18 protein-coding genes and 1 pseudogene are annotated in these 26702 nt (G+C 59.1%); 13 read left to right on the forward strand and 6 right to left on the reverse strand.

Annotated features, from left to right (window positions below):
* Positions 1 to 2: 2 nt before the first annotated feature.
* The 3 genes from mukB (at position 3) to G5367_RS00410 (ending at position 5753) form a co-directional block, all read left to right on the forward strand.
* Positions 3 to 4430: a chromosome partition protein MukB gene (gene mukB, locus G5367_RS00400; protein ID WP_421243533.1), complete on the forward strand. Its 4428-nt coding sequence runs from the start codon at positions 3 to 5 to the stop codon at positions 4428 to 4430.
* Positions 4431 to 4677: 247 nt separating this feature from the next.
* Positions 4678 to 5067: a septal ring lytic transglycosylase RlpA family protein gene (locus G5367_RS00405; protein ID WP_216978845.1), complete on the forward strand. Its 390-nt coding sequence runs from the start codon at positions 4678 to 4680 to the stop codon at positions 5065 to 5067.
* A 158-nt stretch (positions 5068 to 5225) separates the two neighbouring features.
* A complete protein-coding gene (locus tag G5367_RS00410; protein ID WP_254204482.1) occupies positions 5226 to 5753 on the forward strand; it encodes a DUF6979 family protein in 528 nt (175 codons plus the stop codon).
* Between the two features lie 36 nt (positions 5754 to 5789).
* Here G5367_RS00410 and G5367_RS00415 read toward each other — a convergent pair whose 3' ends face one another.
* The 3 genes from G5367_RS00415 to G5367_RS00425 form a co-directional block, all read right to left on the reverse strand.
* On the reverse strand, positions 5790 to 6416 hold the full coding sequence (locus G5367_RS00415; protein ID WP_236348320.1) for a heme-binding beta-barrel domain-containing protein: 627 nt from the start codon (positions 6414 to 6416) through the stop codon (positions 5790 to 5792).
* 298 nt (positions 6417 to 6714) lie between these two features.
* On the reverse strand, positions 6715 to 6918 hold the full coding sequence (locus tag G5367_RS00420) for a hypothetical protein (protein WP_005345744.1): 204 nt from the start codon (positions 6916 to 6918) through the stop codon (positions 6715 to 6717).
* A gap of 479 nt (positions 6919 to 7397) precedes the next feature.
* Positions 7398 to 8636: a lipase family alpha/beta hydrolase gene (locus G5367_RS00425; RefSeq protein ID WP_421243534.1), complete on the reverse strand. Its 1239-nt coding sequence runs from the start codon at positions 8634 to 8636 to the stop codon at positions 7398 to 7400.
* Positions 8637 to 8852: 216 nt separating this feature from the next.
* Here G5367_RS00425 and G5367_RS00430 point away from each other — a divergent pair.
* Positions 8853 to 9831: pseudogene (locus G5367_RS00430) on the forward strand (Wadjet anti-phage system protein JetD domain-containing protein).
* A gap of 41 nt (positions 9832 to 9872) precedes the next feature.
* On the opposite strand, the gene G5367_RS00435 reads toward G5367_RS00430, so the two are convergent.
* Positions 9873 to 10466, reverse strand: coding sequence for a hypothetical protein (locus G5367_RS00435; RefSeq protein ID WP_106843647.1), 594 nt, complete (start codon positions 10464 to 10466; stop codon positions 9873 to 9875).
* A 602-nt stretch (positions 10467 to 11068) separates the two neighbouring features.
* Here G5367_RS00435 and ygeW point away from each other — a divergent pair.
* The 7 genes from ygeW to G5367_RS00470 all read left to right on the forward strand — a co-directional run bounded on the left by ygeW (position 11069) and on the right by G5367_RS00470 (position 19859).
* The gene (ygeW, locus tag G5367_RS00440; protein WP_139429878.1) at positions 11069 to 12256 is read left to right on the forward strand and encodes a knotted carbamoyltransferase YgeW; all 1188 of its coding nucleotides are present in this window, start codon (positions 11069 to 11071) and stop codon (positions 12254 to 12256) included.
* A 137-nt stretch (positions 12257 to 12393) separates the two neighbouring features.
* Entirely contained in the window at positions 12394 to 13593 is a 1200-nt protein-coding gene (gene dpaL, locus G5367_RS00445; RefSeq protein WP_421243535.1) for a diaminopropionate ammonia-lyase, read from the forward strand.
* 140 nt (positions 13594 to 13733) lie between these two features.
* Positions 13734 to 14951 (forward strand): YgeY family selenium metabolism-linked hydrolase, encoded by a 1218-nt coding sequence (locus G5367_RS00450; RefSeq protein ID WP_040070003.1) that lies wholly within the window; start codon positions 13734 to 13736, stop codon positions 14949 to 14951.
* Positions 14952 to 15065: 114 nt separating this feature from the next.
* A complete protein-coding gene (hydA, locus tag G5367_RS00455; protein ID WP_421243779.1) occupies positions 15066 to 16490 on the forward strand; it encodes a dihydropyrimidinase in 1425 nt (474 codons plus the stop codon).
* Between the two features lie 95 nt (positions 16491 to 16585).
* On the forward strand, positions 16586 to 17518 hold the full coding sequence (arcC, locus tag G5367_RS00460) for a carbamate kinase (RefSeq protein ID WP_421243536.1): 933 nt from the start codon (positions 16586 to 16588) through the stop codon (positions 17516 to 17518).
* A 171-nt stretch (positions 17519 to 17689) separates the two neighbouring features.
* Positions 17690 to 18613, forward strand: coding sequence for a DMT family transporter (locus G5367_RS00465; protein WP_421243780.1), 924 nt, complete (start codon positions 17690 to 17692; stop codon positions 18611 to 18613).
* Positions 18614 to 18773: 160 nt separating this feature from the next.
* Positions 18774 to 19859 (forward strand): calcium/sodium antiporter, encoded by a 1086-nt coding sequence (locus G5367_RS00470; protein WP_421243537.1) that lies wholly within the window; start codon positions 18774 to 18776, stop codon positions 19857 to 19859.
* Positions 19860 to 19978: 119 nt separating this feature from the next.
* On the opposite strand, the gene yqeB is transcribed toward G5367_RS00470, so the two are convergent.
* Both yqeB and yqeC read right to left on the reverse strand, forming a co-directional pair.
* Positions 19979 to 21571: a selenium-dependent molybdenum cofactor biosynthesis protein YqeB gene (yqeB, locus tag G5367_RS00475; RefSeq protein ID WP_421243538.1), complete on the reverse strand. Its 1593-nt coding sequence runs from the start codon at positions 21569 to 21571 to the stop codon at positions 19979 to 19981.
* 27 nt (positions 21572 to 21598) lie between these two features.
* The gene (yqeC, locus tag G5367_RS00480; protein ID WP_421243539.1) at positions 21599 to 22447 is read right to left on the reverse strand and encodes a selenium cofactor biosynthesis protein YqeC; all 849 of its coding nucleotides are present in this window, start codon (positions 22445 to 22447) and stop codon (positions 21599 to 21601) included.
* A gap of 4 nt (positions 22448 to 22451) precedes the next feature.
* Here yqeC and mocA point away from each other — a divergent pair, with 4 nt between their 5' ends.
* The gene (gene mocA, locus G5367_RS00485; protein ID WP_421243540.1) at positions 22452 to 23111 is read left to right on the forward strand and encodes a molybdenum cofactor cytidylyltransferase; all 660 of its coding nucleotides are present in this window, start codon (positions 22452 to 22454) and stop codon (positions 23109 to 23111) included.
* Between the two features lie 475 nt (positions 23112 to 23586).
* Positions 23587 to 26697: a putative selenate reductase subunit YgfK gene (gene ygfK / locus G5367_RS00490; RefSeq protein ID WP_421243541.1), complete on the forward strand. Its 3111-nt coding sequence runs from the start codon at positions 23587 to 23589 to the stop codon at positions 26695 to 26697.
* Positions 26698 to 26702 lie beyond the last annotated feature (5 nt).

Consider the following 26702-nt stretch of genomic DNA (forward strand, 5'->3'; position numbering starts at 1 on the left):
CGGTGCGAGGCAAGTTCAAATCCCTGACCATGGTCAACTGGAACGGCTTCTTTGCCCGGACCTTCGATCTCGACCAACTGGTCACTACTCTTTCCGGCGGCAACGGCGCGGGCAAGTCCACCACCATGGCGGCCTTTATCGCGGCGCTCATCCCCGACCAGTCACTGCTCCACTTCCGCAACACCACGGAAGCGGGATCGAGCAGCGCCTCCCGTGACAAGGGGCTCTACGGCAAGCTGCAGCGTGGCCACTGCTATTCCCTGCTGGAAGTGATGAACAGCCGCGAACAGCGGATCTGGGTCGGCGTGCACCTCGAGCAGGTGGCCAACCGTGACAACAAGGTCAACATCACCCCGTTTGCGCTGGTGGATGTGCCGGAGAATCTGGCGCCGACCGACCTGCTGCTGGAGAAGCTCGATGGCGGCAAGGGGCGGGTACGCGCCTTTACCGATCTGAAAGGGGCGGCCGCTGAGCTGGGGGCGCTGAAAGTCGCCAAATTCAATACGGTGACCGACTATCACAACTTCATGTTCGAGTTCGGCATCACCCCGAAGAAGCTGCGTGATCAAAAAGATCGCGGCAAGTTCTATCGCCTGATCGAAGCCTCCCTCTACGGCGGCATCTCCTCGTCCATCAGCCGTTCCCTGCGCGAATACCTGCTGCCGGAGAACTCCGGGGTGCGCAAGGCGTTTGCAGACATGGAGGCGGCCATCTATGAAAACCGCCGCACGCTGGAAGCGATCAAGGAGACCCAGGGTCAGCGGGATCTGTTCAAGAACCTGATCACCGAGACCACTCATTATGTGGCCGCCGACTATGTGCGCAACGCCGCCGAGAAGAGCCGTCTCTCCGAGCTGGCCCTCAAGGCGCGCCAGGAGCTGGCGGACAAGCGCCGCATTCTGGCCGAAGAGAAGCAGCGCGCCATCTATCTGGCCGACGAGGTGGAGCAGCTCACCAACCGTGAGAAACTGCTGACCGACGAGCTGGAGTCTGCCTCCGAGCATCTGGCCAAAGTGATGGCGGCTGTCAGCTTGCAGAAGAAGATCGAGATGTACCGCGCCGATCTGGCGGATCTCTCTGACAAATTCGAACAGCAGCAGGCAGTAGTGGAGGAGATCCACGGCCAACTGCTGGAAGTGGAAGAGCGCAAGGAGCTGGCACAGGCAGAAGTCGACAGCCTCAAGACCCAGCTGGCCGACTACCAGCAGGCGCTCGATATTCAGCAGACCCGCGCCATCCAGTACCGTCAGGCGGTGCAGGCGCTGGAGGCTGCCCGCGAGCAGTGCGAGCTGCCGGGGCTCACCGCCGAGCAGGCGAGTGACACCCTGCACCAGTTCCGCGCAGCCGAGCAGAGTCTCACCAGCCGGGTGCTGGGGGCCGAACAGCAATTGGCGCTGGCCAAGGCGGCAGTGGCCGAGCACGAAGCGGCGCTGGCGCTGCTTTTGAGCATCGCCCCCGAGACAGTGCGCGAGGCCGCCTGGCCTACCGCCCAAGCGCTGCTCAAGCGTCACATCGAAGACAAGGCCCGCATTGCCCAAGGGCAGGGGCTGCGCGCCGCGCTGGCTCGCCTCGAGAAAGAGAGCGAAAGCCAGAAGAGTCTCTTCAAGCTGCGTGACGAGCTGCAGCAGGCCTCTGGCCAGCTTATCGCCAGCAGCGATGAGCTGGAGATCTTCCTCGAAGCCCAACGTACCCGTCAGGAGGAGCTCTCCGAGCAGCAGGCGGAGGTGAACCAGCGCCGCGCCAGCCTTGAGCATCAGGGCGCCCAGCTCGGTCGCGATATCAGCGATCTCACCAAGCTGGCGCCGCGCTGGCTCAAATCCTTTGAAAAACTCGAGCAACTGCGTGAGCAGAGCGGTTTGCCGCTGACTACCGCCGAAGAGCTTTCGGCCGGTATGCAGACAGTGCTCGACAAGGAGCGCGAGTTCGAGCAGGAGAGCAACCGCATCGCGGCGCAGAAACAGGCGCTGGAGCTGCAAATTCGCAACCTGCAGCTGGGGGCTGGCGAGGCGGATCCCCGTCTTGCCCGCATCGCCGAGCAGGTGGGGGGCGTGCTGCTCTCCGATGTCTATGACGATATCTCCATCGACGATGCCCCTTACTACTCCGCGCTCTACGGCCCGGCTCGCAGCGCCCTGGTGGTGCTCGACCTCGAAGGCGCCATCGAGCGGCTGAAAAAGCTGGAAGATTGCCCGGAAGATATCTACCTGATTCAGGGTAACCCCGACTCCTTTGACGAGGATCTGGTGGAAGCGGACGAGCTGGGAGACGCCGTGCTGGTGCGCACCAGCAAGCGTCAGGTGCGCTTCTCCCGCTACCCCGAGCTGCCGCTGTTTGGCCGCGCCGCCCGGGAGAAACGGATTGAGCAGCTCGACCTTGAGCGAGAAGGGCTGATCGAGGGCTACGCCAAGGCCGCCTTCGAGCAGCAGAAGTACCACCGTCTCTACGGTCACTTCCGCGACTTTATCGGTCAGCATCTGGATATCGCCTTCCGCCCCGACCCCGAAGCCGAAGTGCAAGCCAAACAGGCCGAACTGCGCACGCTGCAAGGAGCCATCGGCGAGTGTGACAAGCAGCTGAGTGATGCCAAAGCGGCGGCCGCCCAGCTGACTCGCCATATCCAGCTGGTGCAGGGGATGCTGCCCTTTGCCCACCTGTTTGCCGAGACAGACCTAGCGGCCCGCCTCGAGGCGGCTCATGCCGATGTGGACGCCCTGAAACAGGCCGAAGCCTTTATCGCCAAGCACGGCAAGTCGCTGGAAAAACTGGAAACCATGGTGCAGGTGCTGCGTCAGGATCCGCAGGATCTGGCCGCGCTGCAGGCTGCCTATGATGAGGTGAGCGACCTGCTGGCCGAGCAGAAGCGCCGTTGCTACGCCCTCGATCAGCTGGTGGCCCGTCTGCCGCACTTTGCCTATCAGGATGCGCAAGATCTGCTGGGCAAGGCGTCTGAAATGAGCGAGCGACTCAAAGAGAAGCTGAAAGCGGCCGAGCTGGCGGCCCGCACCGCCGGTGAGCAGCACAAGCAGATTGCCCAGCGGCACACCGAGGCGTTGCAGCTGCGCACTGCGCTCAACTCCAGCGTCGAGGCCAAGCGCCAGACCCTGACCGAGTTCGAGCAGGAGCTGGCGGCCATGGGGCTGACCCTCTCTGACGATATGGAAGAGAAGGCGCGCGCCCACAAGAAAGAGATTGAAGAGCTGCTGATCCGCACCCGTTCCCGTCGCACCAGCGCCGAGGCCCAGTTGCAGGTCACCAAGCGAGAGATCGAATCCCTTGGCGGCCGTCTCAAGCTGGAAGGCAAGGATTACTACAGCGCCCGTAAATCTCTGGTGGGTCACAAGGCGAGCTGGTCGCGGGTGGTGCGTCTGGCGCGGGAGACCGACGTCGAGAAGCGCCTCAACAAGCGTGAGTTGGCGTATCTTGACAGCGACGAGCTGCGCTCCATGTCGGACAAGGCCCTCGGCGCCCTGCGGGTGGCGGTGGCCCACGACGAGGCCCTGCGCGATGCGCTGCGTCTCTCCGAGGGCAACCGCAGCACCGAGCAGAAGGTCGCCTTCTACGTGCAGGTCTACCGTTACCTCAAGGATCGCATTCGCAACGACATCATCCGCTCCGATGATCCTGTCGAGGCGATCGAGGAGATGGAGATCGAGCTGGCCCGTCTGGCTGATGAGCTCAAGCAGCGGGAAACCCATCTGTCGCTCTCCTCCCACGAGGTGGCGGCCAAGATCACCAACATCATCCGCCGCGAGCAGAACCGCATCCGGGTGCTCAATCAGGGCTTGCAGAACATCGCCTTCGGTCTGGTGCGCGGGGTGCGCCTCAACGTCAATATCCGCGAGGCCCACACCCGTCTGCTGACGGCGCTGGCCGATCAAACCGCCATGCACAACGATCTGTTCGCCGACAAGGAGCTCAGCTTCTCCGAGGCGATGGCCAAGCTGTTCCAGCGCCTCAATCCGCAGATCGAGCAGGGGGATCGTAGCTATCAGGTGATGGGCGACGTGCTGCTCGACTATCGCAACTATCTGGAGCTGGAGATCGAGGTGCAGCGCGGGGCCGATGGCTGGCTGCGTGCCGAGAGCGGCGCGCTCTCCACCGGTGAGGCGATCGGTACCGGTCAGGCTATCCTGCTGATGGTGCTGATCAGCTGGGAGGAGGAGTCCCGCCGTCTGCGCGGCAAGGATATCGCCCCCTGCCGTCTGTTGTTCCTCGACGAAGCGGCCCGTCTGGATGGCAAATCTATCGCCACCCTGTTCGAGCTGTGCGAGCGGCAGGATATGCAACTGCTTATCGCGGCACCCGAGAACATCAGCCCCGAGAAGGGAACTACCTACAAGCTCATCCGCAAGGTGCAGGGCAAGCACGAGCATGTGCATGTGGTGGGTCTGCGTGGCTTTGGCTTTAGCGATGACAAGCTGATTGCCTGAGAAGTCTCTGGCCCATCCCGACAAGGGATGACCGGTAACTAGTTGAAAGGGAGGCATTTGCCTCCCTTTTTGCATGGAAGATATGGCAAAGTAGCCGCGCGGTCGCTGTTGCCTGACAACAAGGCGAGTAACATGATGAGTGCCTTGGAGCTATGGCAAGGTGAGGTCTCCCGCCCGTGTCGCCAGCGTCACCGGCCGTATCGAAGAAGAAAAATTGCGCATAGCGAAAAGAAGAGAGGAGAGGGGAATGGTGCAATATATCCAGAAAGGGCTGCTGTTATCTCTTTGCCTGCTGCTGGCGGCCTGTAGCAGCCGTTATGACGAGAGCCACGGTGGCAGCTGGCGCGGTTATAGCGAGACCGGTTACGCCAGCTATTATGCCGACCGTTATCACGGCAAAAAGACCGCCAGCGGCGAGATCTATCGCAACAACCTCAACAGCGCCGCCCATATGGAATTGCCCTTCGGCGCTATGGTGCGGGTCACCAACCTCGCCAACGGCAAGAGCGTAGTGGTCAAGGTCAATGATCGCGGCGCCTTTAAAAGGGGGCGTATTATCGATCTCTCCAAATCTGCGTTTAGCACCATCGGCAATATTCGTGACGGGATTATCAATGTAAAAATAGAGGTGCTCTAGGCTGGGGGGACCTGTTTATACACGAAAATGGATGTTGATGAATGATATTGGGAGGCTGACATCGACCAGTCAGCCTTTCGGTAGATAAAGATATAACATTGATATGGATCAATATTTAATTCAGCTAAAAATGGATTTGTTATCAATGGAAAAACTCGATGGTCGTGATTGATATTTATTTTAGCCTATCTCGCCTGTTTGGCCTTACTATGTGGCAAACGGAGGGATTAGTGATGATTATCTATGGTAAATACGGTGGAGCAGCGCTGAGAGCTGTTCATCTGATGGTACAGAATAATTACGGTCATGTCACAGCCTGGGATATGGCTATTGCTGAAGCATTTGGTGATGATATCAGTACAGGTAAATTTAAAAATAATCCAAAGGTCACTTTTCTGACTCTTTGCAGTCTTGGTTGTATCAGTTGCATCATGCCAGTTCATTATGTAGCTGCGACCAAAACCAGAGCATATGTGTTGGCTGCCATTGATTTATTGTCACACAAGGATATTACCAAACCGATCAATCCCGAGCAGTTATGGCTGGAGGTGCTCTCGGCCTGTAAGAGCGGCAAGGTTGTGAAGCATAACAATCAGATGGATGTCATTCTGACACTCTGGTATGCCGGTGTACTCAATCCCGAGTGGGATAAGGATGCCATCAGGATAGACTATCGACGAATATAAAAAAGCCAAGATAATGAATACCTTGGCCATGAAACATCAATTGGTTCTGGTCAGGGATGCACTATCGGAGTGTGCGAATGGCTTGCCATACACCATCAGGTTGGTGGTTTGACTGTATTTGAGGAGATTTTTCTCTGAGAAGTCCAGAGTCATCGAGAAATCCGCGGTGGAATCATTAATGGTCATATAATTGCTTTCCGCAATACCGCGCTTGCCCGTCTTGAACTCGATTTTGTTACCCGCTTTGCCTTCAGTGACCACACAGACTGCACGAGGTATACAGTATGAGTTGTAAACAAGCTGATTGGTCTTGTCATAAATCAGATAACCGCGTTGGTCATGAAATTTCCCATTATCGCTTTTTCTGAATACTTCCTGCTTGTAATACATGGCTACCAGATATTGTTCGCTGGCATTTTTTGCATCGGCCGCCGGTTCAAAGGTGATGATTTCGTAAAAGGGTTCCACTGCTGGTCCCCCTTTTCCTACTTTGCTGCCCTCCTGGCCGGGTGCTACATCTACACCACCAGCATCGGTGCTTTTCCATGTGCCAGCCAACTGAGCTAATGGACCAAAATCCAGACCGTTGATAATAGTACTGGACTCTGCGTGAGCGAGCGTGGCACAGGTAATTAATGCTATGGGTAAGATAACTTTATTCATTGTGATAACTCCATCACTAATAATGACTTGCGAATAAATATGTTCAACAAAGTAATTGTTATAACGCACCAAGGGTGTGGTCAATGATATTGAGTGATGGTGATTTGTTTTTGTGAGGTATGATTTGTTTTTTCGTGGCTAAATAAATTTAATTTGATATAAGACAATGTTGGATTTTTTCATCGCGCTTCCTCAGATATATCGTGATAGAGATAAAGGAACGTTGACATGATGCGATGATTATTACGTCAACGGCGTGAATATTTCACCCAGCCCCATCAATTAAAGGCGATAGCCACTAACTCTGCGGTACCCTGACCCCTTTATCGAGATAGAGGCTGCTGTAGTGGGCGCGGTGGGTGACAAACATCACCTGATGGCGGCTGCCGTCGGAGAGGATAATAAAATCCCCCGCCTGAGCGGGGCTCTGCAAGGTAATCTCTTGCTCGGGGGCGGTCAGGCGATCGACATCTTCCCTGAAGGTGAGGGTGTAAGAGTACATATGGCGCTCCACTGCTGGCTCATATCAAACACTCAGTTGAAGGTAGTTGCTGGTAAGGATGGGCGCGGCGCCCGATTGGCGCTGTTAGACCAAATAGCGGTGATGAGAACGTGCGTGGTTTCAGCCGGGTTGTTTTGCTGATGTGCGCTTGAGGCGTTTACATCAAGGCCATTGGTATCAAAACGATGGTAAAGGGGCGAAAATCGGGATGAAAAAACCGCCAGCTGGCGGTTTTTCATATGCGGTGGGCCCTACTTCAGGGCCTTCTTCAGCTTCTTGATCTTGCCTTCATGCTTGGCAATTTTCTCAAGACGAGCGGCGATCTTCTTCTTGATCTCTTTCTTGCTTGCTTTGGCCATCGTGGCGCTCCTTTGCAGTGGGGACACATGAGGTATCAGTGTGGGTCTTCCCTTTGACGTCTCAGAGTGCCACAGGGATACCTTGTGAACCAGCACTCTGTTGCTTTAATAGCCAGCGCGTTATAGTTGCAAGGGGCTGAGCCAGCGCAGCAGTTGCTGGCCAACCTGCGGGCTGCCGAGCAGGGCCATATGACTGGTGTGATAGACTATCAAGGTATGGGCAGGAAGAAAAGTCAGCTGATGGCGCGCCTCGCTGTGCTGGCCGAGGGCGCTGCGAAGGGGCACCAGTCCATCGCCTATCAGCCGGTCGGCCAGCAGGCTGCGCTTGGCGGCAGTGGTCGCGGCAATGGCATAGCAGTTGACGCCACCGGGCAAGGGGAGTGGGATGCGGGGATCGCGCAAGGGCGCGGCGGGATCGGGTATGGCTACCTCATCGATCACCTTGCCGTGGCGCAGATCCCTGATGCCTGCACTGCGCAGCCGTGCCAGCCTGACGAAGGGCTCGCTGTAGGCGGTGGCGGGCAGCAACTGCTCCAGCCAGTGACCGACATGTTCGAGCGGCGCGCCGTGGTGTGGTGTGCCGAGAAATATCAGGTTGGCAAGGTGCGCAGGCCAGGTGAGCCCGGCCTGGCTGGCATGGTGGCAGGCGCTGCGGGCAACCAGTCCGCCCATGCTGTAGCCCATTATCGTTATCTCTTTGAGCTCTCCCGGCCAGTGGGCGAGCAACTGCTCCAGCAACAGGGCAAGTTGCTGCCCGTTTTGTACGATGGGCAGGCCCGAGTTGTAGCGCAGGTAAAGAGGCTGATAGCCAAGCGCGTTGGCAAGTTGCTCCCCGTGATTGACCGGCTTGCCTTGATGCTCGGTCTGCCACTGCCGATCGTTCATGCAGAGGCCATGGATCATCAGCAGCACCCGTCCCTCGCGGGGTAGATCCTTTGGCATCGCCTGCCAATCGAGGGGCTTGCCCTGATAGCGCAGGGTCATGGGGGTGGCGAGGGCATTGTGGTGCTCGACCAGCTTGTCCCCCAATACGCCGTTGAGGGTGGCGATCAGGGCTGCACGTTTCGGGGTTTCGGGGATCTGGTGGGGCGGCGGAGTGGCTGGCAGGCGGCTGAGCAGATGGTTGATACCGCTGCCCAGGGTGTTGGCGGTGCCGTGTACCCCCTTGTAGACCAGCCCGGTGATCCCGGCTGTTTTTCCCTCATCCCGTCCCTTGAGCCCCATACCGCTCAGTACCGCCTGATGTACCGCTTCGGTGATCTCTACCGCGGCGGGCAGCGCCAGAGTCAGCAGGTGCGCCAGCTCGCGGATATCCGAAAGCTGCCAGGAGGAGGGCGACTTATCGGCGGCATCGGGCATAAGCACTCCTTGCTGTGGTGGATAAAGTGGCCGGAGCCATGCTGCGAATGGTCTGCAGGCCAAACCAGCTTGCGCCCTTTGGCCTGTGTTTACCAGTTTCATCAAATGCATTGGCGGGCGCACAGGCGTTGAAAAGTTCTCTTGCGAAGCTGGTCACGGTAACAGCAAGGAAAATCACATCTACTTCCTCATATGACGCTGTCAGGGAGAGGTGAGATGTCGTTGTTTGATGAGATCCGGGTGCAGGAGCTGTGTGCAAGGTTGCTCGATAGCCGGAACGAAAAGGGCTGTTCTCTTGAGAGCAGACATGGTCGCGAGTTGAAGGAGCTGTTGCAGGCGGTGGGTGGGATCAGGCCGGTTGGACGTGGCGCACTCTATGTCTTGACCGATGATGGTCGGACGTATCTTGCCAGCCAGTTGGCGCAGGTGGTGCCACCGGAACCGAACAAGCGTGAGCAACTGGCGCTTCTTGGCGGGACGTTGCCGCGCGCTCTGGCATGGGGACAGCAAGCATCCGCGGTCAGCATCCCTTGCCGCGCCACTGCTTGCGGAATTGTCGCTCACGCAGGATGAGGTGATCCGCATCCGTACCCTCGAACCGCTCTCACTGGTCGATCTGCAGGGTCAGCAGCACGATATGACTGCAATGATGGCGTTGTTGGGAGAGTTGGCGTTGCCGGAGCGGACTCTGGGCATGCTGGCTGCCATCGGTTGGCAAGGGGAGCGGGTCATTACGGTGGAGAACAAGGGGGCCTTTGTCGACTACCCGCTGCAACCCGGGCAACTGCTGCTTTTTGCCCCCGGTCGCAATACCTCCCTGGCCAAACAGCTGATCCCGCTGCTGCCTGCGGGCGTGCAGTGGGCCCATTTTGGCGATCTCGATCAACGGGGTATCGATATTGCCATCGAGCTGGCGCGCGAGCTAAATCGACCGGCCATGCTCTGGCTTCCCTGTGAGCTGCAACCTTATCTGGATCACTATGCCCGTCCGGTACGCACCTTTGCGACGGACAGTGGCAAGGTGCTCTGGCGTGTGACTAAGCAGGCTGATCAGGTCGATAGTCATGGCGCGTTGGCAGGCGTTCCCTGGCTCGATAAACTGATCACAGACGGGACTTGGCTGGAGCAGGAGGTATTGATTCTGGCGCCTCGCTGGTGGAGCTGGTCATTGGAAGCGATGGGCAATCAGGTGTGAAACGGGGAGCCCGCGCTCCCCGTCATTTTGTGGTCAGCTGTTTACTTGGCGTTGATGGGCCCCTTGGTGCCGGCATCATTATCGACCCAGCCATCTTCACCCTTGATGCGGCGATCCCCCTGAATGGTGTAGATGACCATGCCATCCTTGAACACCAGCGCACCATCGGATTTCTTGGCATTGACCTTCTTGTCGTTGACCCACACCTGATCCTTGCCATCGATGCGGATATTAGCCACGGTGGCGCCGGTTTGGGGGAAGGTGGCGATCCAGTTGCCCGCATAGGGGCTGGCGCTGGTTGCCGCGGCCGGAGCATTGCCAACACCGGCAGCTGCGTTCTCAGCCTTGGTTTTGTTGATATCGCAGCCATTAAGCTCGCTCACCTGAGTGCAGCCCGAGCGCTCCAGCTTCTGCTCATAGCTGAGATTCAGACCGCCCTCCGCGGCTGGGGCGGCCGCGCTAAATCCCGCCTTGGCATTTTCCGCTTTGGTTTTGTGAATGTCACAGCCCTGCGCCTCGGTGACCTGGGTGCAGCCGGAGCGCTCCAGCTGCTCGGCATATTTGGCGCTGATGGCGTGGGCAGGGGCGATCCCGAGCAGGGTCAGGGTGATGAGCAGAGCAGCATTCCTGGACATAGATAATCCCTCAAAGATGTAAGTCATGCAGGTTCATCCGCGCAGTTGCGGTCGTGAACGTCGGCCTCTTCTGAGCATCCGATACAGATGCGCAGCTGGCGTATTCACGTTAGCACTTCGGGCCAACCTCGCCCAGAGATGTCACTTCGCGCCAGGTGATGCGGTGGGGAGTGCAGGGGAGGCAAGATGGCTGCAGTGTCACCGCAGGAGAGATCCCATCAAGAGAAAAGGTGCTGTACGGCATTATCATAATGATAACGGCAGCCGCAGTGATATCATTTCAGCCCCTGAAACTGACCTTTGATGATAATTCTCACCGACGTAGGGATATTGCCTCTAGTTATTATCAATCGGCTATTTTATGGCTTGGCTGATTCGTTCGCCTTTTTATGGAATAAATCGCTGAAATAGCCGCCGCTTTTGTGCTCTGCATCACATACTTTCGCCATTTATTAATATCTGCCTGCATTTTATTGGTTTGGCACGCTTATTGATTGCCTCATATCGACGCTAACCGATGAGCTCACCCACAACCGGGATGCTGGTGACATCGTGAGTGAAAGGGGAGCTATCCATATCTCATCCAATGATTGGGGCGAACGATGAAAGCAGTTAACGAATTAATCAAAGAGATCAGAGCACTCAAATCCAACCTGCATGAAAAAGATTTTCTGCTGACCTGGGAGCAAACTCCTCAGGAGCTGGAGCTGGTATTGAAACTGGCTGAATCCCTCAAGACCCTGCGTGCCGAAAATATTGCTACCAAACTGTTTAATAGCGGGCTCGGTATCTCGGTTTTCCGCGATAACTCCACCCGAACCCGCTTCTCTTACGCCTCTGCCCTGAACCTGCTCGGTCTGGCCCAGCAGGATCTGGACGAGGGTAAATCCCAGATCGCCCACGGCGAGACCGTCCGTGAAACGGCCAACATGATCTCCTTCTGCGCCGATGCCATCGGGATCCGTGACGACATGTTCCTCGGTGCCGGTAACGCCTATATGCGTGAAGTGGGCGCGGCACTGGATGAAGGGTTCGAGAAGGGGGTGCTGCCCCAGCGTCCGGCGCTGGTCAACCTGCAGTGCGACATTGATCACCCGACCCAGTCCATGGCTGATCTCGCCTGGTTGCAGGAGCACTTTGGCAGCCTGGAGAGCCTCAAGGGCAAGAAGATTGCCATGACCTGGGCCTACTCCCCGAGCTACGGCAAGCCGCTCTCCGTGCCGCAGGGCATCATAGGTCTGATGACACGCTTCGGTATGGATGTGACCCTGGCCCATCCGGAGGGGTATGACCTGATCCCGGACGTGATCGAAGTGGCCAAAGAGAATGCCAAGGCCTCCGGCGGCAGCTTCCGTCAGGTCACCTCCATGGAAGAGGCTTTCAAGGATGCAGATATCGTCTATCCCAAGTCCTGGGCTCCCTACAAGGTGATGGAGCAGCGTACCGAGCTGTTGCGTGCCAATGACCACGCCGGTCTCAAAGAGCTGGAGAAACATTGCCTTGAGCAGAACGCCAAGCACAAGGATTGGCACTGCACCGAGGAGATGATGAAGCTCACCAAGGGGGGCGAGGCGCTCTATATGCACTGCCTGCCGGCCGATATTTCCGGCGTCTCCTGCAAAGAGGGTGAAGTGACCGAAGGGGTATTCGAGAAATATCGTATCGCCACTTACAAAGAGGCGAGCTGGAAGCCCTATATTATCGCCGCCATGATCATGGCCCGTAAATTCTCCGCCCCGGCAGAAACCTTGGAAAATCTGATCAAAGAGGCACAAAAGCGGGTGAAATAAATAACGGCAGGGCAGGGTGAATATTCATCCTGCCCACACTGTCGAACCCATTATTTCGAGTTTTCTCCCCGCGGCATCTGAATAACGGATCTCCCGGCGAGGCAGCTCTTTGTCAGGTAACGCCTAGTGAGGTAAGCATGTCCCAATTTTCTTTGAAGATGGATATTGCCGATAACCGCTTTTTTACCGCCGAGCCATCACCGCTGTTTTCTCGCGCCGAAGCACAAAAGGCTCGCGCTTTTCATAAAAAACTGGCCGGTTATGAACCGACTCCCCTGTGCGACCTGAAAGATCTGGCCGCCTATATCGGGGTAAAAAATATTCTGGTCAAGGATGAGTCAAAACGCTTTGGCCTTAATGCTTTCAAGATGCTGGGTGGCGTTTACGCCATTGCCAACCTGCTCTGTGAAAAATACGGGGTGGCCGTCGAGGATTTCTCCTTCGATCTCATCAAGCGCACCATCAAGGAGCCGATGACCTTCGCCACCACCACAGATGGCAACCACGGTCGTGGCGTCGCCTGGGCCGCCAAGCAGGTGGGTCAGCATGCGGTGGTCTACATGCCCAAGGGCTCTGCCCAGGAGCGAGTTGATCACATTCTCAATCTCGGTGCCGAGTGCATCGTCACCGATATGAACTACGACGACACCGTGCGCCTGACCATGAAGATGGCCGAAGAGCGCGGCTGGCACATAGTGCAGGACACCGCCTGGGAGGGTTACACCAAGATCCCGACCTGGATCATGCAGGGTTACTCCACCCTGGCCGACGAAGCGGTCGAGCAGATGCAGGATATGGGCATCAAGCAGCCGACCCACGTGCTGCTGCAGGCCGGGGTAGGGGCGCTGGCGGGCGGTGTGCTCGGCTATCTGGTGGACTGCTTCGGGGCGAAAAACCTGCACAGTATCGTGGTCGAGCCGGATCAGGCCGACTGCATCTACCGCTCCGGCGTGGCGGGGGAGATGGTCAACGTGGGGGGCGATATGCGCACCATCATGGCCGGTCTTGCCTGCGGCGAACCCAATCCGCTTGGCTGGCCGCTGCTCAGGGGCTGCACTACCCAGTTCATCTCCTGCCACGACAAGGTGTCGGCACTGGGTATGCGGGTGCTCGGCAACCCCCTTGGCAATGACCCTCGCATCATCTCTGGTGAATCCGGCTCGGTCGGTACCGGTGTACTGGCGGCGGTGCGTCACCACCCGGATCGCGCGGCGCTGATGGCTCGCCTCGGGCTGGATAGCAACTCGGTGGTACTCATCATCAACACCGAAGGGGATACCGATGTGAAGCACTACCGGGAAGTTGTGTGGGAAGGCAAGCATCCTGCCTGCGAGTAATTCCGGCAGCGGGCCACTCCCTGCGAGAGCGGAGAGACGAATTGAAGAACTGATCGCGCCTCGCCAACGGGGCGCGGTAACGGGCACAGGGCGCTGCCGACGAACAGGCTGCGCACTCTCAGTTGTTATGGAGAATCACAATGAGCAAGCAAATTCCGTTTGAAATGGTGTTGGAGAAGGCCTACCAGTACAAGGCCGAGATGAGTCAGTTCCTGCGTGACATGATCGCCATCCCGAGCGAGAGCTGCGATGAAGAGCGCGTCGTGCTGCGCATCAAGCAGGAGATGGAGAAGGTTGGCTTTGACAAGGTCGAGATCGACCCCATGGGCAACGTGCTGGGCTATATCGGCCACGGCCCGCACCTGATAGCCATGGATGCCCACATCGATACCGTGGGCGTCGGCAACATGGCCAACTGGAAGTTCGACCCCTATGAGGGGATGGAAGATCACGAAATCATCGGCGGCCGTGGCGCATCTGACCAAGAAGGTGGTATGGCCTCCATGGTCTATGCGGGCAAGATCATCAAGGATCTGGGGCTGGAAGATCAGTACACCCTGCTGGTGACCGGTACCGTACAGGAGGAGGATTGCGATGGCCTCTGCTGGCAGTACATCATCGAGCAGAGCAAGATCCGCCCCGAGTTTGTGGTCAGTACCGAACCCACCGACTGCCAGATCTACCGTGGCCAGCGTGGCCGCATGGAGATCCGCATCGATGTGCAGGGGGTCAGCTGCCACGGCTCCGCACCGGAGCGCGGTGACAACGCCATCTTCAAAATGGGCCCGATCCTTGGCGAGCTGCAGGAGCTGAGCCACAACCTCGGCAATGACGACTTCCTCGGCAAGGGCACCCTGACCGTCTCCGAGATCTTCTTCACCTCTCCAAGCCGCTGCGCCGTGGCAGACAGCTGCGCCGTCTCCATCGACCGCCGCCTCACATGGGGCGAAACCTGGCAAGGGGCGCTCGACGAGATCCGCGCCCTGCCTGCGGTGCAAGCCGCCGGTGCCGAGGTCTCCATGTACCAGTACGACCGTCCGGCCTATACCGGTCTGGTCTATCCGACCGAGTGCTACTTCCCGACCTGGAAGGTGGAAGAGGATCACATCACCGTCAAAACCCTCTCCAAGGCTTATCGTGAGCTGTTCAACAAGGAGCCGGTGGTGGACAAGTGGACCTTCTCGACCAACGGGGTCTCCATCATGGGTCGCCACGGTATTCCGGTCATCGGTTTTGGCCCGGGTAAAGAGCCGGAGGCCCACGCCCCGAACGAGAAGACCTGGAAAGAGCATCTGGTCAAGTGCGCCGCCATGTACGCCGTGATCCCCATGCTCTATCTGGCCGAGCTGGACAAGTAAGGGGGCCGCCGGGTGGTGGCTGCCATCGCCGCCCGGCTGTTGCAAGTGTGGCAAGTGCCCCGTCTCCATTGAGGCGGGGCTTTGCTGTTTGAAGTGATGTTCGAGGTGGTGGGGATGAAACGGCTGCTCAAAAACGGTGTGCTGGTCGATGCACAGGGGGAATATCGTCAGGATCTGCTGATCGATAACGGGGTGATCCGCGCGCGGGCCACCGCTATCCAGCCCGATGGCGAGACCGACGTGATCGATGCCAGCGGCTGTTATGTGATGCCGGGTGGCATCGACGTCCATACCCACTTCAACATCGATGTCGGCATTGCCCGCAGTTGCGATGACTTTTTCAGCGGTACCCGTGCTGCCGCCTGTGGTGGCACCACCACCATCGTCGATCACATGGGATTTGGCCCGGCGGGGTGCAATCTGCATCACCAGCTGGCCCGCTATCACGACTATGCCGCCGATCAGGCGGTTATCGACTACAGCTTTCACGGCGTTGTCCAGCATGTGGATGACGCCATCCTCCACGAGATGGCCGCCATGGTGCAGGAGGAGGGGATCAGCAGCTTCAAGCTCTATCTCACCTACCAGTACAAGCTGGGTGATCACGACGTGCTGCGCGCCCTGGCCCGCCTCAAAGAGGTGGGGGCGCTCGCCACCGTTCATCCCGAGAACGATGCCGCCATCGCGGCGCGCCGGGCTGCCCTATTGGCCGCCGGTCACCATGAACCCTGGTATCACCCGCAAAGCCGCCCACTGGAGTGCGAGGCGGAGGCGATCGCCCGGATGATCAATCTGGCGGGGCTCGCTGGCAATGCGCCGCTCTATATCGTCCACCTCTCCAACGGCTTGGGGCTGGAGTATCTGAAACTGGCGCGCCGTCAGGGGCAACCGGTCTGGGTGGAGACCTGCCCGCAATATCTGCTGCTCGATGATTCCTGCTACTACCGGGAGAACGGGGTCGACTTCCTGCTCAGTCCGCCGCTGCGCTCACGCCGCGAGCAGGACAAGCTGTGGGTCGGTATCGCTGCGGGTGACATCGATACGGTAGCGACCGATCACTGCAACTTCTCCCACGCCCAGCGCATGACCCTCTCGGGCGGCGATTTCAGCCGCTGTCCCAACGGCTTGCCCGGGGTCGAAAACCGGATGCTGCTGCTGTTTGCCCACGGGGTATTGGGCGGACGCATCTCGCCGTCCCGCTTCGTGGCCCTCACCAGCGCCAACCCGGCGCGCCTGTTTGGCCTCTGGCCGCGCAAGGGCAACTTGCAACCGGGGTCTGACGCTGATCTGGTGCTGATGGATCCCCGTGGTGACACCCTCATTTCCCATCAACAGTTGCACGACAACGGCGACTACAGCCCCTACGAGGGGATGCGCTGCCCCGGCAGGATCAGAATGACCCTGAGCCGTGGCGAGATAGTCGCTCGCGATGGCGAGTTTCTGGGGCGGCGTGGTCATGGCCGGTTTTTGGCCAGAGCGCCCTTTGATCCGGCGTTGGCGCCGGAGCTGCACTCGCCTTGCCCCACAGTGGCAGGCTGACAATTCGTTCGAAATACGCAAATCAGCAAGGTTATGTGAACAACGAAAGGTGGGCCGGTATTGCGCCGGCTTGTCCCATCACTGGAGATAACAAGATGAAAAAGAGAATCGTACTGGCCCTTGGTGGCAATGCGCTGGGCAACAACCTGCCCGAGCAGATGAAGGCGGTGCAGAGCACGGCGGGCACCATTGCCGACCTGATCGCCCAGGGGCATGAGGTGGTGGTGACCCACGGCAACGGCCCGCAGGTAGGGATGATCCAGCAGGCGTTCGAGGTGGCGGCCCGCCACGACCCCAAGGCGCCCCATCTGCCCATGTCGGTCTGCGTGGCCCTGAGTCAGGGTTATATCGGTTATGACCTGCAAAACGCCCTGCGCGAGGCCTTACTGGCGCGTGGTATTCACAAGCCGGTTGCCACTTTGGTGACCCAGGTGGAGGTGGATAAAAACGATCCCGCCTTCCTCGACCCGAGCAAACCCATCGGCGGTTTTTTCAGCAAGGAGGAGGCCGAGGCGTTGATGGCCAAGGGCGAGCGGCTAAAAGAGGATGCCGGCCGTGGCTATCGCCGGGTAGTGGCATCCCCCAAACCCGTCGATATCATCGAGAAAGAGACCGTCTCTGCCATGCTGGCTGCCGGTCAGGTGGTGATCACCGTCGGTGGCGGCGGCATCCCGGTGCTGCGGGAGGGCAATCACCTACGCGGTGCCAGCGCGGTGATCGACAAGGATTGGGCCAGTGCCAAGCTGGCGGAGCTTATCGATGCCGACATGCTGATCATCCTTACCGCAGTAGAGAAGGTCGCCATCAACTTTGGCAAGCCGGATGTGCAGTGGCTCGATCAGCTGAGCGTGGCCGATGCCAACAGCTTTATTGCACAGGGGCAGTTTGCCAAGGGTTCCATGCTGCCCAAGGTGGAGGCGGCGCTCTCGTTCGCGACCTCTATGCCGGGGCGCAAATCCCTGATCACCTTGCTGGAGAAGGCCGCCGACGGCATTGCCGGCAAGACGGGAACCCTTATCAGCCGCTAGGCGTTCCAGCTCGGGTTGAGTGTGATTGCGGGGGCCGTCGGCCCCCTTGTTCATTTTGGGGCAGTCATGGTCAGCGGACGATGAGCGGCGTAAGATGGCCGCCTTCAAGCGCGGGCAAGACGCCGAGAGCAGACCAGGCGCAATGAGTGACAAGAGGTGAGTAGCAAACAAATGAGCGGAAAGATCAATATGGCGGCGCTGGTGGGATTGATCCTGCTCACCGCCATCTGGAGTTACAGCTGGATCGTGATGAAGCAGGTGATGCTCTACGCGGGGGCGTTCGAGTTCACCGCCCTGCGCTGCCTGTGCGGATCTCTGGTTCTGCTGCTGGTATTGGCCCTGCGCGGGCGCCGTTATCTCAAACCCACCCCGTTTCGCTATACCCTCGCCATCGCCCTGTTCCAGACCTGCGGCATGGTGGGGTTGGCTCAGTGGGCGCTGATCAGCGGCGGGGCGGGCAAGGTGGCTATTCTGAGCTACACCATGCCGTTCTGGGTGGTGATTTTCGCGGCGCTCTTTCTCGGCGAGCGGATGCGCAAGCTCCACTATCTGGCGGTCGGGGTGGCCGCCTGCGGCCTGCTGCTGGTGATCCAGCCCTGGCAGCTGCATCTCGATTCCATGAAGAGTGCGCTGCTGGGGATTGCCTCCGGCATCTGCTGGGGGATCAGTGCCATCATCGCCAAGCGGATGTATGCCCGCCACCCCGCGGTGGATCTGATGTCCCTCACCACCTGGCAGATGATCTACGCCACCATGGTGATGGCCGTGGTGGCGGCGCTGGTGCCGGAGCGACCCATCGACTGGCAGCCCTATGTGTTTGGCGCGCTCGCCTACAGCGCCATCTTCGCCACGGCACTGGCCTGGAGCCTCTGGCTGTTCGTGCTGAAAAAGCTGCCTGCCGGGATCGCCAGCCTCAGTACCCTGGCGGTGCCGGTGAGCGGCGTGCTGCTCTCATGGTGGCTGCTTGGTGAAAATCCGGGGCCGGTGGAGGGGAGCGGCATCGCCCTTATCGTGCTGGCGCTTATCGTCATCAGCCGCAAGGGCAAGCGCTCTGTGGTGTCGGTGGCGGGGGAAACCCGTATCAAGCACGGTTGAGTGGTGACTGGGCTGCCAGTGGCACGATAAACAGCACTCAAAAGAGCCCGCGACAGGGGACCAGCCCCTCGTTACAATGGCGTGGTCTGACTGTGCTGGAGCACAGGTATCTGATTTATTGTGATTATTTCAACGAACCTAACGGCAAGGATGAGACCGTATGATGACGCTGGTGTGGTTGGCTGTAGGCCTGGTGTGTCTGGTGGTGGGGGCCGAATCTCTGGTGCGGGGCGCATCTCGCCTCGCCACCATGATGGGGATATCGCCACTGGTGGTGGGATTGACCATAGTGGCCTTTGGGACCAGTGCTCCCGAGCTGGCGGTGAGCATCCAGTCTGGCCTCGAGGGGCAGGCAGGGATAGCGGTGGGGAACGTGGTCGGCAGCAATATTTTCAACGTGCTGTTTATTTTAGGTATTTCGGCACTGATCGTACCGTTGACCGTCTCCCAGCAACTGGTACGTCTCGACGTTCCCTTGATGATAGTGGTCTCTTTTCTGGTGTTGTTGCTGGGCTACGATGGCCGTATTGCGCCACTGGAAGGGGCGCTGCTGTTTGCCGGCATCATCGCCTACACCGGGTTTCTCTTTGTCCAGAGTCGACGGGAAAACAAAGCGGTGCAGGCGGAGTACGAGCAGGAGTTTGGTACCCGTGAAGCGAGTACGGCGGGCAACTGGTTGCGCAATCTGCTCTTTATTGCCGCAGGTCTGGGTCTGCTGATCCTCGGCTCCCGCCTGCTGGTTGGCAGTGCAGTGGAGATTGCCCACTACTTCGGGGTGAGCGATCTGATCATCGGCTTGACCATAGTGGCGGCCGGTACCTCCTTGCCCGAAGTGGTGACCTCCATCGTCGCAGCCCTGCGCGGGGAGCGGGATATCGCTGTGGGGAACGTGGTGGGCAGCAATATCTTCAATATCCTCTGCGTGCTGGGGCTCACCTCCATCGTCACTCCCGGTGGGCTTGAAGTGTCGGCCACCGCCCTTCAGTTCGATATTCCGGTAATGATTGCGGTGGCGCTTGCCTGCCTGCCCATCTTCTTTACCGGTTACACCATCGCCCGCTGGGAAGGGGCGCTGTTTCTGGCCTACTACATCGGCTACACCTGCTGGCTGATCCTCCACGCTACATCCAGTCCGCTGCAAAGTCAGTTCAGCGCAGCACTAACCGGTTTTGTATTGCCGCTCACCGCCATCACTCTGGTTGTGCTGGCGGTGCGAGCCTGGCGATTGCAACGAACCCGGTCGTGATGCAGGTTCCCCTGATGTAAAGGAGCTGCATCAACCGACAGGACGAAAAAAGCCCCACCATCATGGTGGGGCTTTTGCTTGGTGCTGAACTTGGTGCTGAAGAGGGACGCGAAGGGCCGTTATCTGCGCTGGGCCAGATGCATCATGGCTTCCAGCACGGCGCCGCCGATGGCGCGAGCCTTGTCCGATACCGTAGTGGCATCGGCCCGCTCGCCTCTGGGGTCGATGTCACCGATCTTGAAGCCGACGGTCACCTCGATGCCATCGCTGAGCAGACCTCGCACCATGCCGGAGAGCGGCGCGATAATGGGAGCGTCCCCCACATGGGCGATCACATCCCCCTCCTGCACCAGATCACCGAGCTTGATAATGCTCTTCATCACCCCGGCGACAGGGGCGCGCACCACCCGGCGGGCGGAGTGCCCCTCGATGACCCCGGGAATGCCGGTATTGGGCTGGGCAGGGCCCTGATAGATGACCCGGCCCAGATGATGACCGCGGTTGGTCTCAATGACCGCATCGCAGTCGCGCCCCGCCTCAAATCCCGGGCCAAGGGCCACCGTAATGGGGGCCATCTCCTTGTGGGTGCCGAGATTCTGCTTGGCGAGGATGGCATCCACCAGATAGCGGGGCTTGAGCTCGGCGAGGGTGGCACAGTCGGGGTCGACCAGCAGCGGAATGACGCCCCGATCCAGCTGCTCGAACGCTTGCTCAACGCTCTCGACCCGCTTGGCGCGCACACCCTCGACACTGGTTTCGCCGTCAAACATCCCTTGCGCGAAGGCGACGGTGCGACGGATCACCGTGGGCTTGTCGAGATCCAGCATCACCACCTTGAAGCCGGCATTGTGCAGGCGCAACGCCACTCCGGTGGCGATATCGCCGGAGCCGCGCATCACCACCAGTTGATCCCGCTTGAGGCGCACGTCATCCTGCATTAGCCCACCCGATTTGCCGTTTTTCACCTGCAGCAGTTCGGCGAGGATGCTGATGGCGATCTCCTCGGGGGTCTCGGCACCTATGTTGTAGCCGATGGGGGCGTGCAGCCGCTGCAACTGCTCCTGACTCACCCCTTGCTGGCGCAGCGCCTGGGTGAAGGTCTGCACCTTGCGCTTGCTGGCGAGTAGCCCCAGATAGGCGAGGGGACGACTGATGAGCCGATCCAGCGCCTCCTTGTCCTGATGGTTGGTGGCGATGATGACGAAGTTGGCGGGCTCGATGGCCAGTTTTTCGATCACCGCGCTGATGGTATCGGCCTGTTTGAGGTGAGTGCCGGTGGGGAAGTGATCGGGATTGAGGCTCCCTTCAAAACAGTCGCCCACATGGATATCAAAACCCAGCGGTGCGGCGGCATGGGCCAGCGCCCGGTTGACGTGACCGGCACCGATCAGTACCAGCCGTGGTCGCAGACCATAGACATCGATATAGACCGACATGGCGCCGCCACAGTCCGACCCGACCGCATGTTCGCCGTTGCGGGCCATCCGGCCGTGGAAGATACGCGGCTTGCGCACGGCAATGGCGGCCATGGCCTCTTCGATCACCAGCCGCTCGATCATGCCGCCGCCGATGGTGCCGAGGATCTGGCCATCGGCCATTACCAGCATCTGGGCCTGATGGCGGGGGGTGGAGCCACGGCTCTCGATGATCTGGGCCATGGCAAAGGGAATGTTCTCCTGTTCCAGTCGGGCAGCGTGTGCAAACAGATTCATAAGGTACCTCTTCTTATCCTTAAACCATCATGGGCGAGGCGGCTGAGCCTCATCCTGAGCGAAGTAACCGAGTGCGTGGCGAATGGGCTGTGGTTCGCGAACCGCCCCCTGCCAGATGGCGTTGATCTCGGGGTGGCGGCTATGCAGCTTTATCAATTCATCGAGCCACGACGCCTCATTTTGATAATCCCCATTGATAAACCAGATCCGGCGCGCCCCGGGCGGAGTGCCTTTGAACAGCCCCTCGGGGTGGGAGAGCAGCTTGTGAAACAGCGCCCAGTCGAGGGGGTCACCGGCCTCTATCCCGCACAGGGCTTGGAATTCGGCCCAGCGGTGGATCTGCTGCGGGTCGGCCTTGGTCCCCACCATGGCGCCGCCCGTCAGGGCGATCACCCAATCACTGTGCTGAGGAATGCAAGGTTCGTGCAAAGCGGGCACTTTCAATAACTTGTGATGAGCGCCATCCGCTTCGACCAGGATAAGATCGAAGCGCTGCTGTCCTTTGAGCAGGTCGATTTGGCGCAGATCCGGCCCTGCAACCTTGCCGGTGCGCTCATCGAGATGGCTGAACAGGGCAACCAGAGTCGGGCCATCCGGCAGCGCCTGACAGCGGGTAAGTTGACGAACGGGATCCGTCTCGATAATCAATTCCCGATAGTGTGACGGGGCTGGCAGAAACATCCGGGTGGTGGTGGTAATTAGCACCCTTTTACCCTGCTTATAAAAATATTCCGCCAGCCAGAACAGGGTGCTGGTTTTTCCGCCGGCACCACAAAGGCTAATTAGCGTGGTATGGTTGTCACTATTTTCAAGCAGTGGATTTAAAAGCGAACCAATATCCGGAAACGCGTGAATAACAGAGTGTGGCAAGGACATGGCAATGACCGAAATAAATAGCGAGGTGAATGAAAAGGTGCAGGCTCGGGGGCGTGAACAGTGTGACTGTATAATTACCGCAGCAGGTTTGTCATCCCGCATGGGGGCATGGAAAATGATGCTACCTTATGGCTCGGGGACAATTCTTGATGCAAGTCTCAAAAATGCCCTGGCCTTCTGCTCCCGGATTATTTTGGTCGTGGGTCATCGCGGGGCCGAACTCGCTGCCTGTTATGGGAATCGCCCCGACATTCTCATCGTCCATAACCCTGACTATGAGTTGGGGCTGGGCAGTTCCATCCGCTGCGCTCTGGCGGCCAGCAATGCTGACTACCTCTTTATCAGCCACGGGGATCTGCCCTGTATCCCGTGCGAGGTCTATCAGCAGTTGTGGCAGGCGCGCGGAGAGCTCGCCCTGTTCCCGAGCTTTGAGGGGGAGGCGGGTCATCCGGTCTTGCTGCCAAAATCCCTCGCAAGGGCGCTGGCTGCCGCGCCGGCACAGGGTTCGGTGCGCCGCTGGTTGCTGCAACGCGCACACCGAAGCATACCGGTCGAGAGTCCTGCCATCCTCTTTGATATCGATACCCCCGAGCGCTATCAGGCGCTGATCCGCGGCGAGCAGGATCTGCGTTCTGCCGACGCGCTTACGACCGAGCAGGGCTGAGTCGTATCGTTGGGGCCCAAGCCCCTCTGTGTGTAATGGCAGGCAGAGGGGCGGTAACGCCGAGCCATCTCGCAGCCTTTGGATAAACCGAAATAGCGACGACTGCCTTTTATATGGCAGTGACTTTTAAGCCAGCCCCGACCATATTGGCCGGGGCTGGCTTGCGATAATGCTGGATGATTTTTAACCCTATCAAAGTGATATTTATCGCTGCCGATTTGATACTTCTCTTTTTTTCTCTTGCATTGCCTTGAATAAATTTTCAAGTGAGTGAGAACCACTCTCATCAATCATAATGGCGACATGCCAAACAGCCTTCATTAATTCGAGCCATCTCACGCTTTTACCCTAAAAAATAGTTTTGCCGATGGAGTGGCCTGATAGTTGCTCCTCTCCTTGCCAAGGGGTAATGCCCGTGCGGGATACCCCATTTATTCATGCTGCCAATGCGCAGAACAGCTGCAAGGAGATAGCCATGGGCGATATTATGCGACCCGTTCCCTTCAAGAACCTTCTGACCCGTATTTTTGCGGAATATAAAGAGAGTCAGAGCATTTTCGGTATTCCCGCCGCACAATTTTATCGCAAGCAGGACGAGCGCAAGATCAAGGTGTTCGGTGAAACCTGCGAGACTCCCATTGGCCCGGCAGCCGGCCCCCATACCCAATTGGCCCAGAACATCGTCACCTCCTGGCTGACCGGCGGGCGCTTTATCGAGCTCAAGACGGTGCAGATCCTGGACCGTCTCGAACTGGAAAAGCCCTGTATCGATGCCGAGGATGAGTGCTTCAACACCGAGTGGTCCACCGAGTTCACTCTGCCCAAGGCATTTGACGAGTATCTTAAAGCCTGGTTTGCCCTCTACCTGTTAGAAGAGGTGTTCGACCCGCGGCTCGACGGAGAGGCCAAGTCCTTCATCTTCAACATGAGCGTGGGTTACAACCTCGATGGCATCAAACAGCCGCCGATGCAGCAGTTTATCCACAGCCTGATGGATGCAAGCCAAAGTCCGAAGTTTGCCGAGTACCAGCAGGTGCTGCGCGAGCTGGTGGTCGACGAGCAGTTTATCGCCGAGCTGGGGCTGGGGGCGCGGCGTGATCGTCTGCAACAGCTGGTGGATCGCATCCCGGCCAATCTGGTGCACGGTGTCACCCTCTCCACCATGCACGGCTGCCCGCCGAACGAGATCGAGGCCATCTGCCGCTACATGCTGGAAGAGAAGGGGCTCAACACCTTCGTCAAACTGAACCCGACCCTGCTGGGCTACCCGCGGGTGCGCGAGATCCTCGATACCTGCGGCTTTGATTACATTGGTCTGAGCGAAGCGTCGTTCGATCACGACCTCAAGCTGGATCAGGCCAAGGCGATGCTGACCCGCTTGATGGCGCTGGGGGCCGAGAAGGGGCTCACCTTCGGGGTCAAGCTGACCAACACCCTGGGCACCATCAACCGTAAGGGGGCGCTGCCGGGTGATGAGATGTATATGTCCGGCCGTGCGCTGTTCCCGCTCTCCATCAACGTGGCGGCCGTGCTGTCCCGCGCCTTCGATGGCAAGCTGCCCATCTCCTACTCGGGCGGTGCCAGCAAGTTCAACATCGCCGAGATCTTCGAGACCGGTATCCGTCCCATCACCATGGCCACCGACCTGCTCAAGCCGGGTGGCTACCTGCGCCAGATTGAGTGCCTCAAAGAGATCGACGCCTCTGACAGCTGGGGCATGAGTCAGGTAGATGTGGCCAAGCTGGAAGCGCTTGCCGCCAAGGCGCTCACCATGGATTACACCCAGAAGGAGTGGAAGTCCGAGGATCGCATCGAAGTGGGTGGCGGCCTGCCGCTGACCGATTGCTACGTGGCGCCCTGTGTCACTGCCTGCGCCGTGCATCAGGATATCCCCGAGTACATTCGTCTGATGGGCGAGGGAGAGTATGTGGCAGCCCTTGAGCTGATTTATCAGCGCAACGCCTTGCCTGCCATCACCAGCCATATCTGCGATCACCAGTGCCAGTACAACTGCACCCGTCTCGACTACGACAGCGCGCTCAATATCCGCGAACTGAAAAAAGTGGCGCTGGAGCGCGGCTGGGAAGGGTACAAGGCCCGCTGGCACAAACCGGCAGGCAGTGGAGACAAGCATCCGGTGGCGGTGATTGGCGCAGGCCCGGCCGGTCTCTCCGCCGGTTACTTCCTGGCCCGTGCCGGCCATCCGGTCACCGTGTTTGAGCGCGAAGCGGATGCCGGTGGCGTGGTTAAACACATCATCCCCGAGTTCCGCATTCCGGCCGAACTTATCCAGCATGACATCGACTTTGTCGCCGCCCACGGGGTCAAGTTCGAGTTTGGCTGCGATCCGGCGCTCACCGTCGACAAGCTGCATGCCCAGGGCTTTAGCTATGTTTTCGTCGGCATCGGTGCCGACAAGAATGGCGGCATGCGCCTCGAGGGGGGTCACGAGCGGATTTACAAATCCTTCCACTTCCTGCGCAGCTTCAATCAGGGCAAACCGCTGCCGCTGGGCCGCCATGTGGCGGTGATCGGTGCCGGCAACACCGCCATGGACTGTGCCCGGGCCGCCCTCAAGGTGCCCGGTGTCAGCGATGTAACCGTGATCTACCGTCGCAGCGAAAAAGAGATGCCCGCCTATCGCGAGGAGTATCTGGAAGCGGTGGAGGATGGGGTGCGTTTCTGCTTCCTCACCAATCCGGAGCGCTTTGACAAAGATGGCAAGCTCACGGTGCGGATGATGGCGCTGGGGGAACCTGACGAGCAGGGCCGCCGCCGTCCGGTGCCCACCGAGCAGACCGAAGTGATGCAGATGGATGCCCTGATCACCGCCATCGGCGAGCAGCCTGATTGCGACGTTTTGAAAGCGATGGGCATTCCCTTGGGCAGCGATGGCTGGCCCGAGGTGGACAGCCAGACCGGCGAAACCAGCCGTCGCAACGTCTTCCTTATCGGTGACGTGCAGAGCGGCCCGTCCTCCATCGTCGGTGCCATCGGTGGTGCCCGCCGCGCCGCGGATCTGGTGCTCTCTCGTGAGCATATCGCCAGCCAGCAGAGTGAAGTGACCATCCAGCCGTCGGGCAAGGATGAGATCTACCGCCGCAAGGGGAGCATCGCCGTCACCATGGTTGACAAGAGCGAGCGCGATGCCTTCGTGGCGCAAGAGGCGCACCGTTGCCTCGAGTGCAACTACCTCTGCAGCAAGTGCGTGGATGTCTGCCCCAACCGGGCCAACGTCGCCATCGCGGTGCCGGGCTTCAAAGACCAGTTCCAGACCCTGCACCTGGATGCCTACTGCAACGAATGTGGCAACTGCGCCCAGTTCTGCCCGTGGCAGGGCAAGCCCTATCAGGACAAGGTCACCATCTTCAGCCTGCCCGAGGACTTCGACAACAGCCGCAACCCCGGTTTCTATCTGGCTGACGGTGGCGAACTGCGGGTGCGTCAGGATGGCGAGACCTATCGCCTGACCATAGATGCCCAGAGCCGGATCAAGGATGCGCCAGCGGCCCTTGGCGACATGTGCCGGATCATCAGCCATGTCCATGCTCATCACCACTACCTGCTGGGGGCCGTCGAGGCCTGAGCGAA

The organism is Aeromonas sp. 604282 (genome assembly GCF_049170575.1).
Taxonomy (GTDB): Bacteria; Pseudomonadota; Gammaproteobacteria; order Enterobacterales; family Aeromonadaceae; genus Aeromonas; species Aeromonas veronii_A.

Coding starts and splice junctions, on each gene's coding strand:
- G5367_RS00405 (WP_216978845.1), top strand. CDS start 4,678: ATGGTGCAATATATCCAGAAAGGGCTGCTGTTATCTCTTTGCCTGCTG.
- G5367_RS00410 (WP_254204482.1), top strand. CDS start 5,226: ATGGTCGTGATTGATATTTATTTTAGCCTATCTCGCCTGTTTGGCCTT.
- G5367_RS00415 (WP_236348320.1), bottom strand. CDS start 6,416: ATGAATAAAGTTATCTTACCCATAGCATTAATTACCTGTGCCACGCTC.
- G5367_RS00420 (WP_005345744.1), bottom strand. CDS start 6,918: ATGTACTCTTACACCCTCACCTTCAGGGAAGATGTCGATCGCCTGACC.
- G5367_RS00425 (WP_421243534.1), bottom strand. CDS start 8,636: ATGCCCGATGCCGCCGATAAGTCGCCCTCCTCCTGGCAGCTTTCGGAT.
- G5367_RS00435 (WP_106843647.1), bottom strand. CDS start 10,466: ATGTCCAGGAATGCTGCTCTGCTCATCACCCTGACCCTGCTCGGGATC.
- ygeW (WP_139429878.1), top strand. CDS start 11,069: ATGAAAGCAGTTAACGAATTAATCAAAGAGATCAGAGCACTCAAATCC.
- dpaL (WP_421243535.1), top strand. CDS start 12,394: ATGTCCCAATTTTCTTTGAAGATGGATATTGCCGATAACCGCTTTTTT.
- G5367_RS00450 (WP_040070003.1), top strand. CDS start 13,734: ATGAGCAAGCAAATTCCGTTTGAAATGGTGTTGGAGAAGGCCTACCAG.
- hydA (WP_421243779.1), top strand. CDS start 15,066: ATGAAACGGCTGCTCAAAAACGGTGTGCTGGTCGATGCACAGGGGGAA.
- arcC (WP_421243536.1), top strand. CDS start 16,586: ATGAAAAAGAGAATCGTACTGGCCCTTGGTGGCAATGCGCTGGGCAAC.
- G5367_RS00465 (WP_421243780.1), top strand. CDS start 17,690: ATGAGCGGAAAGATCAATATGGCGGCGCTGGTGGGATTGATCCTGCTC.
- G5367_RS00470 (WP_421243537.1), top strand. CDS start 18,774: ATGATGACGCTGGTGTGGTTGGCTGTAGGCCTGGTGTGTCTGGTGGTG.
- yqeB (WP_421243538.1), bottom strand. CDS start 21,571: ATGAATCTGTTTGCACACGCTGCCCGACTGGAACAGGAGAACATTCCC.
- yqeC (WP_421243539.1), bottom strand. CDS start 22,447: ATGTCCTTGCCACACTCTGTTATTCACGCGTTTCCGGATATTGGTTCG.
- mocA (WP_421243540.1), top strand. CDS start 22,452: ATGACCGAAATAAATAGCGAGGTGAATGAAAAGGTGCAGGCTCGGGGG.
- ygfK (WP_421243541.1), top strand. CDS start 23,587: ATGGGCGATATTATGCGACCCGTTCCCTTCAAGAACCTTCTGACCCGT.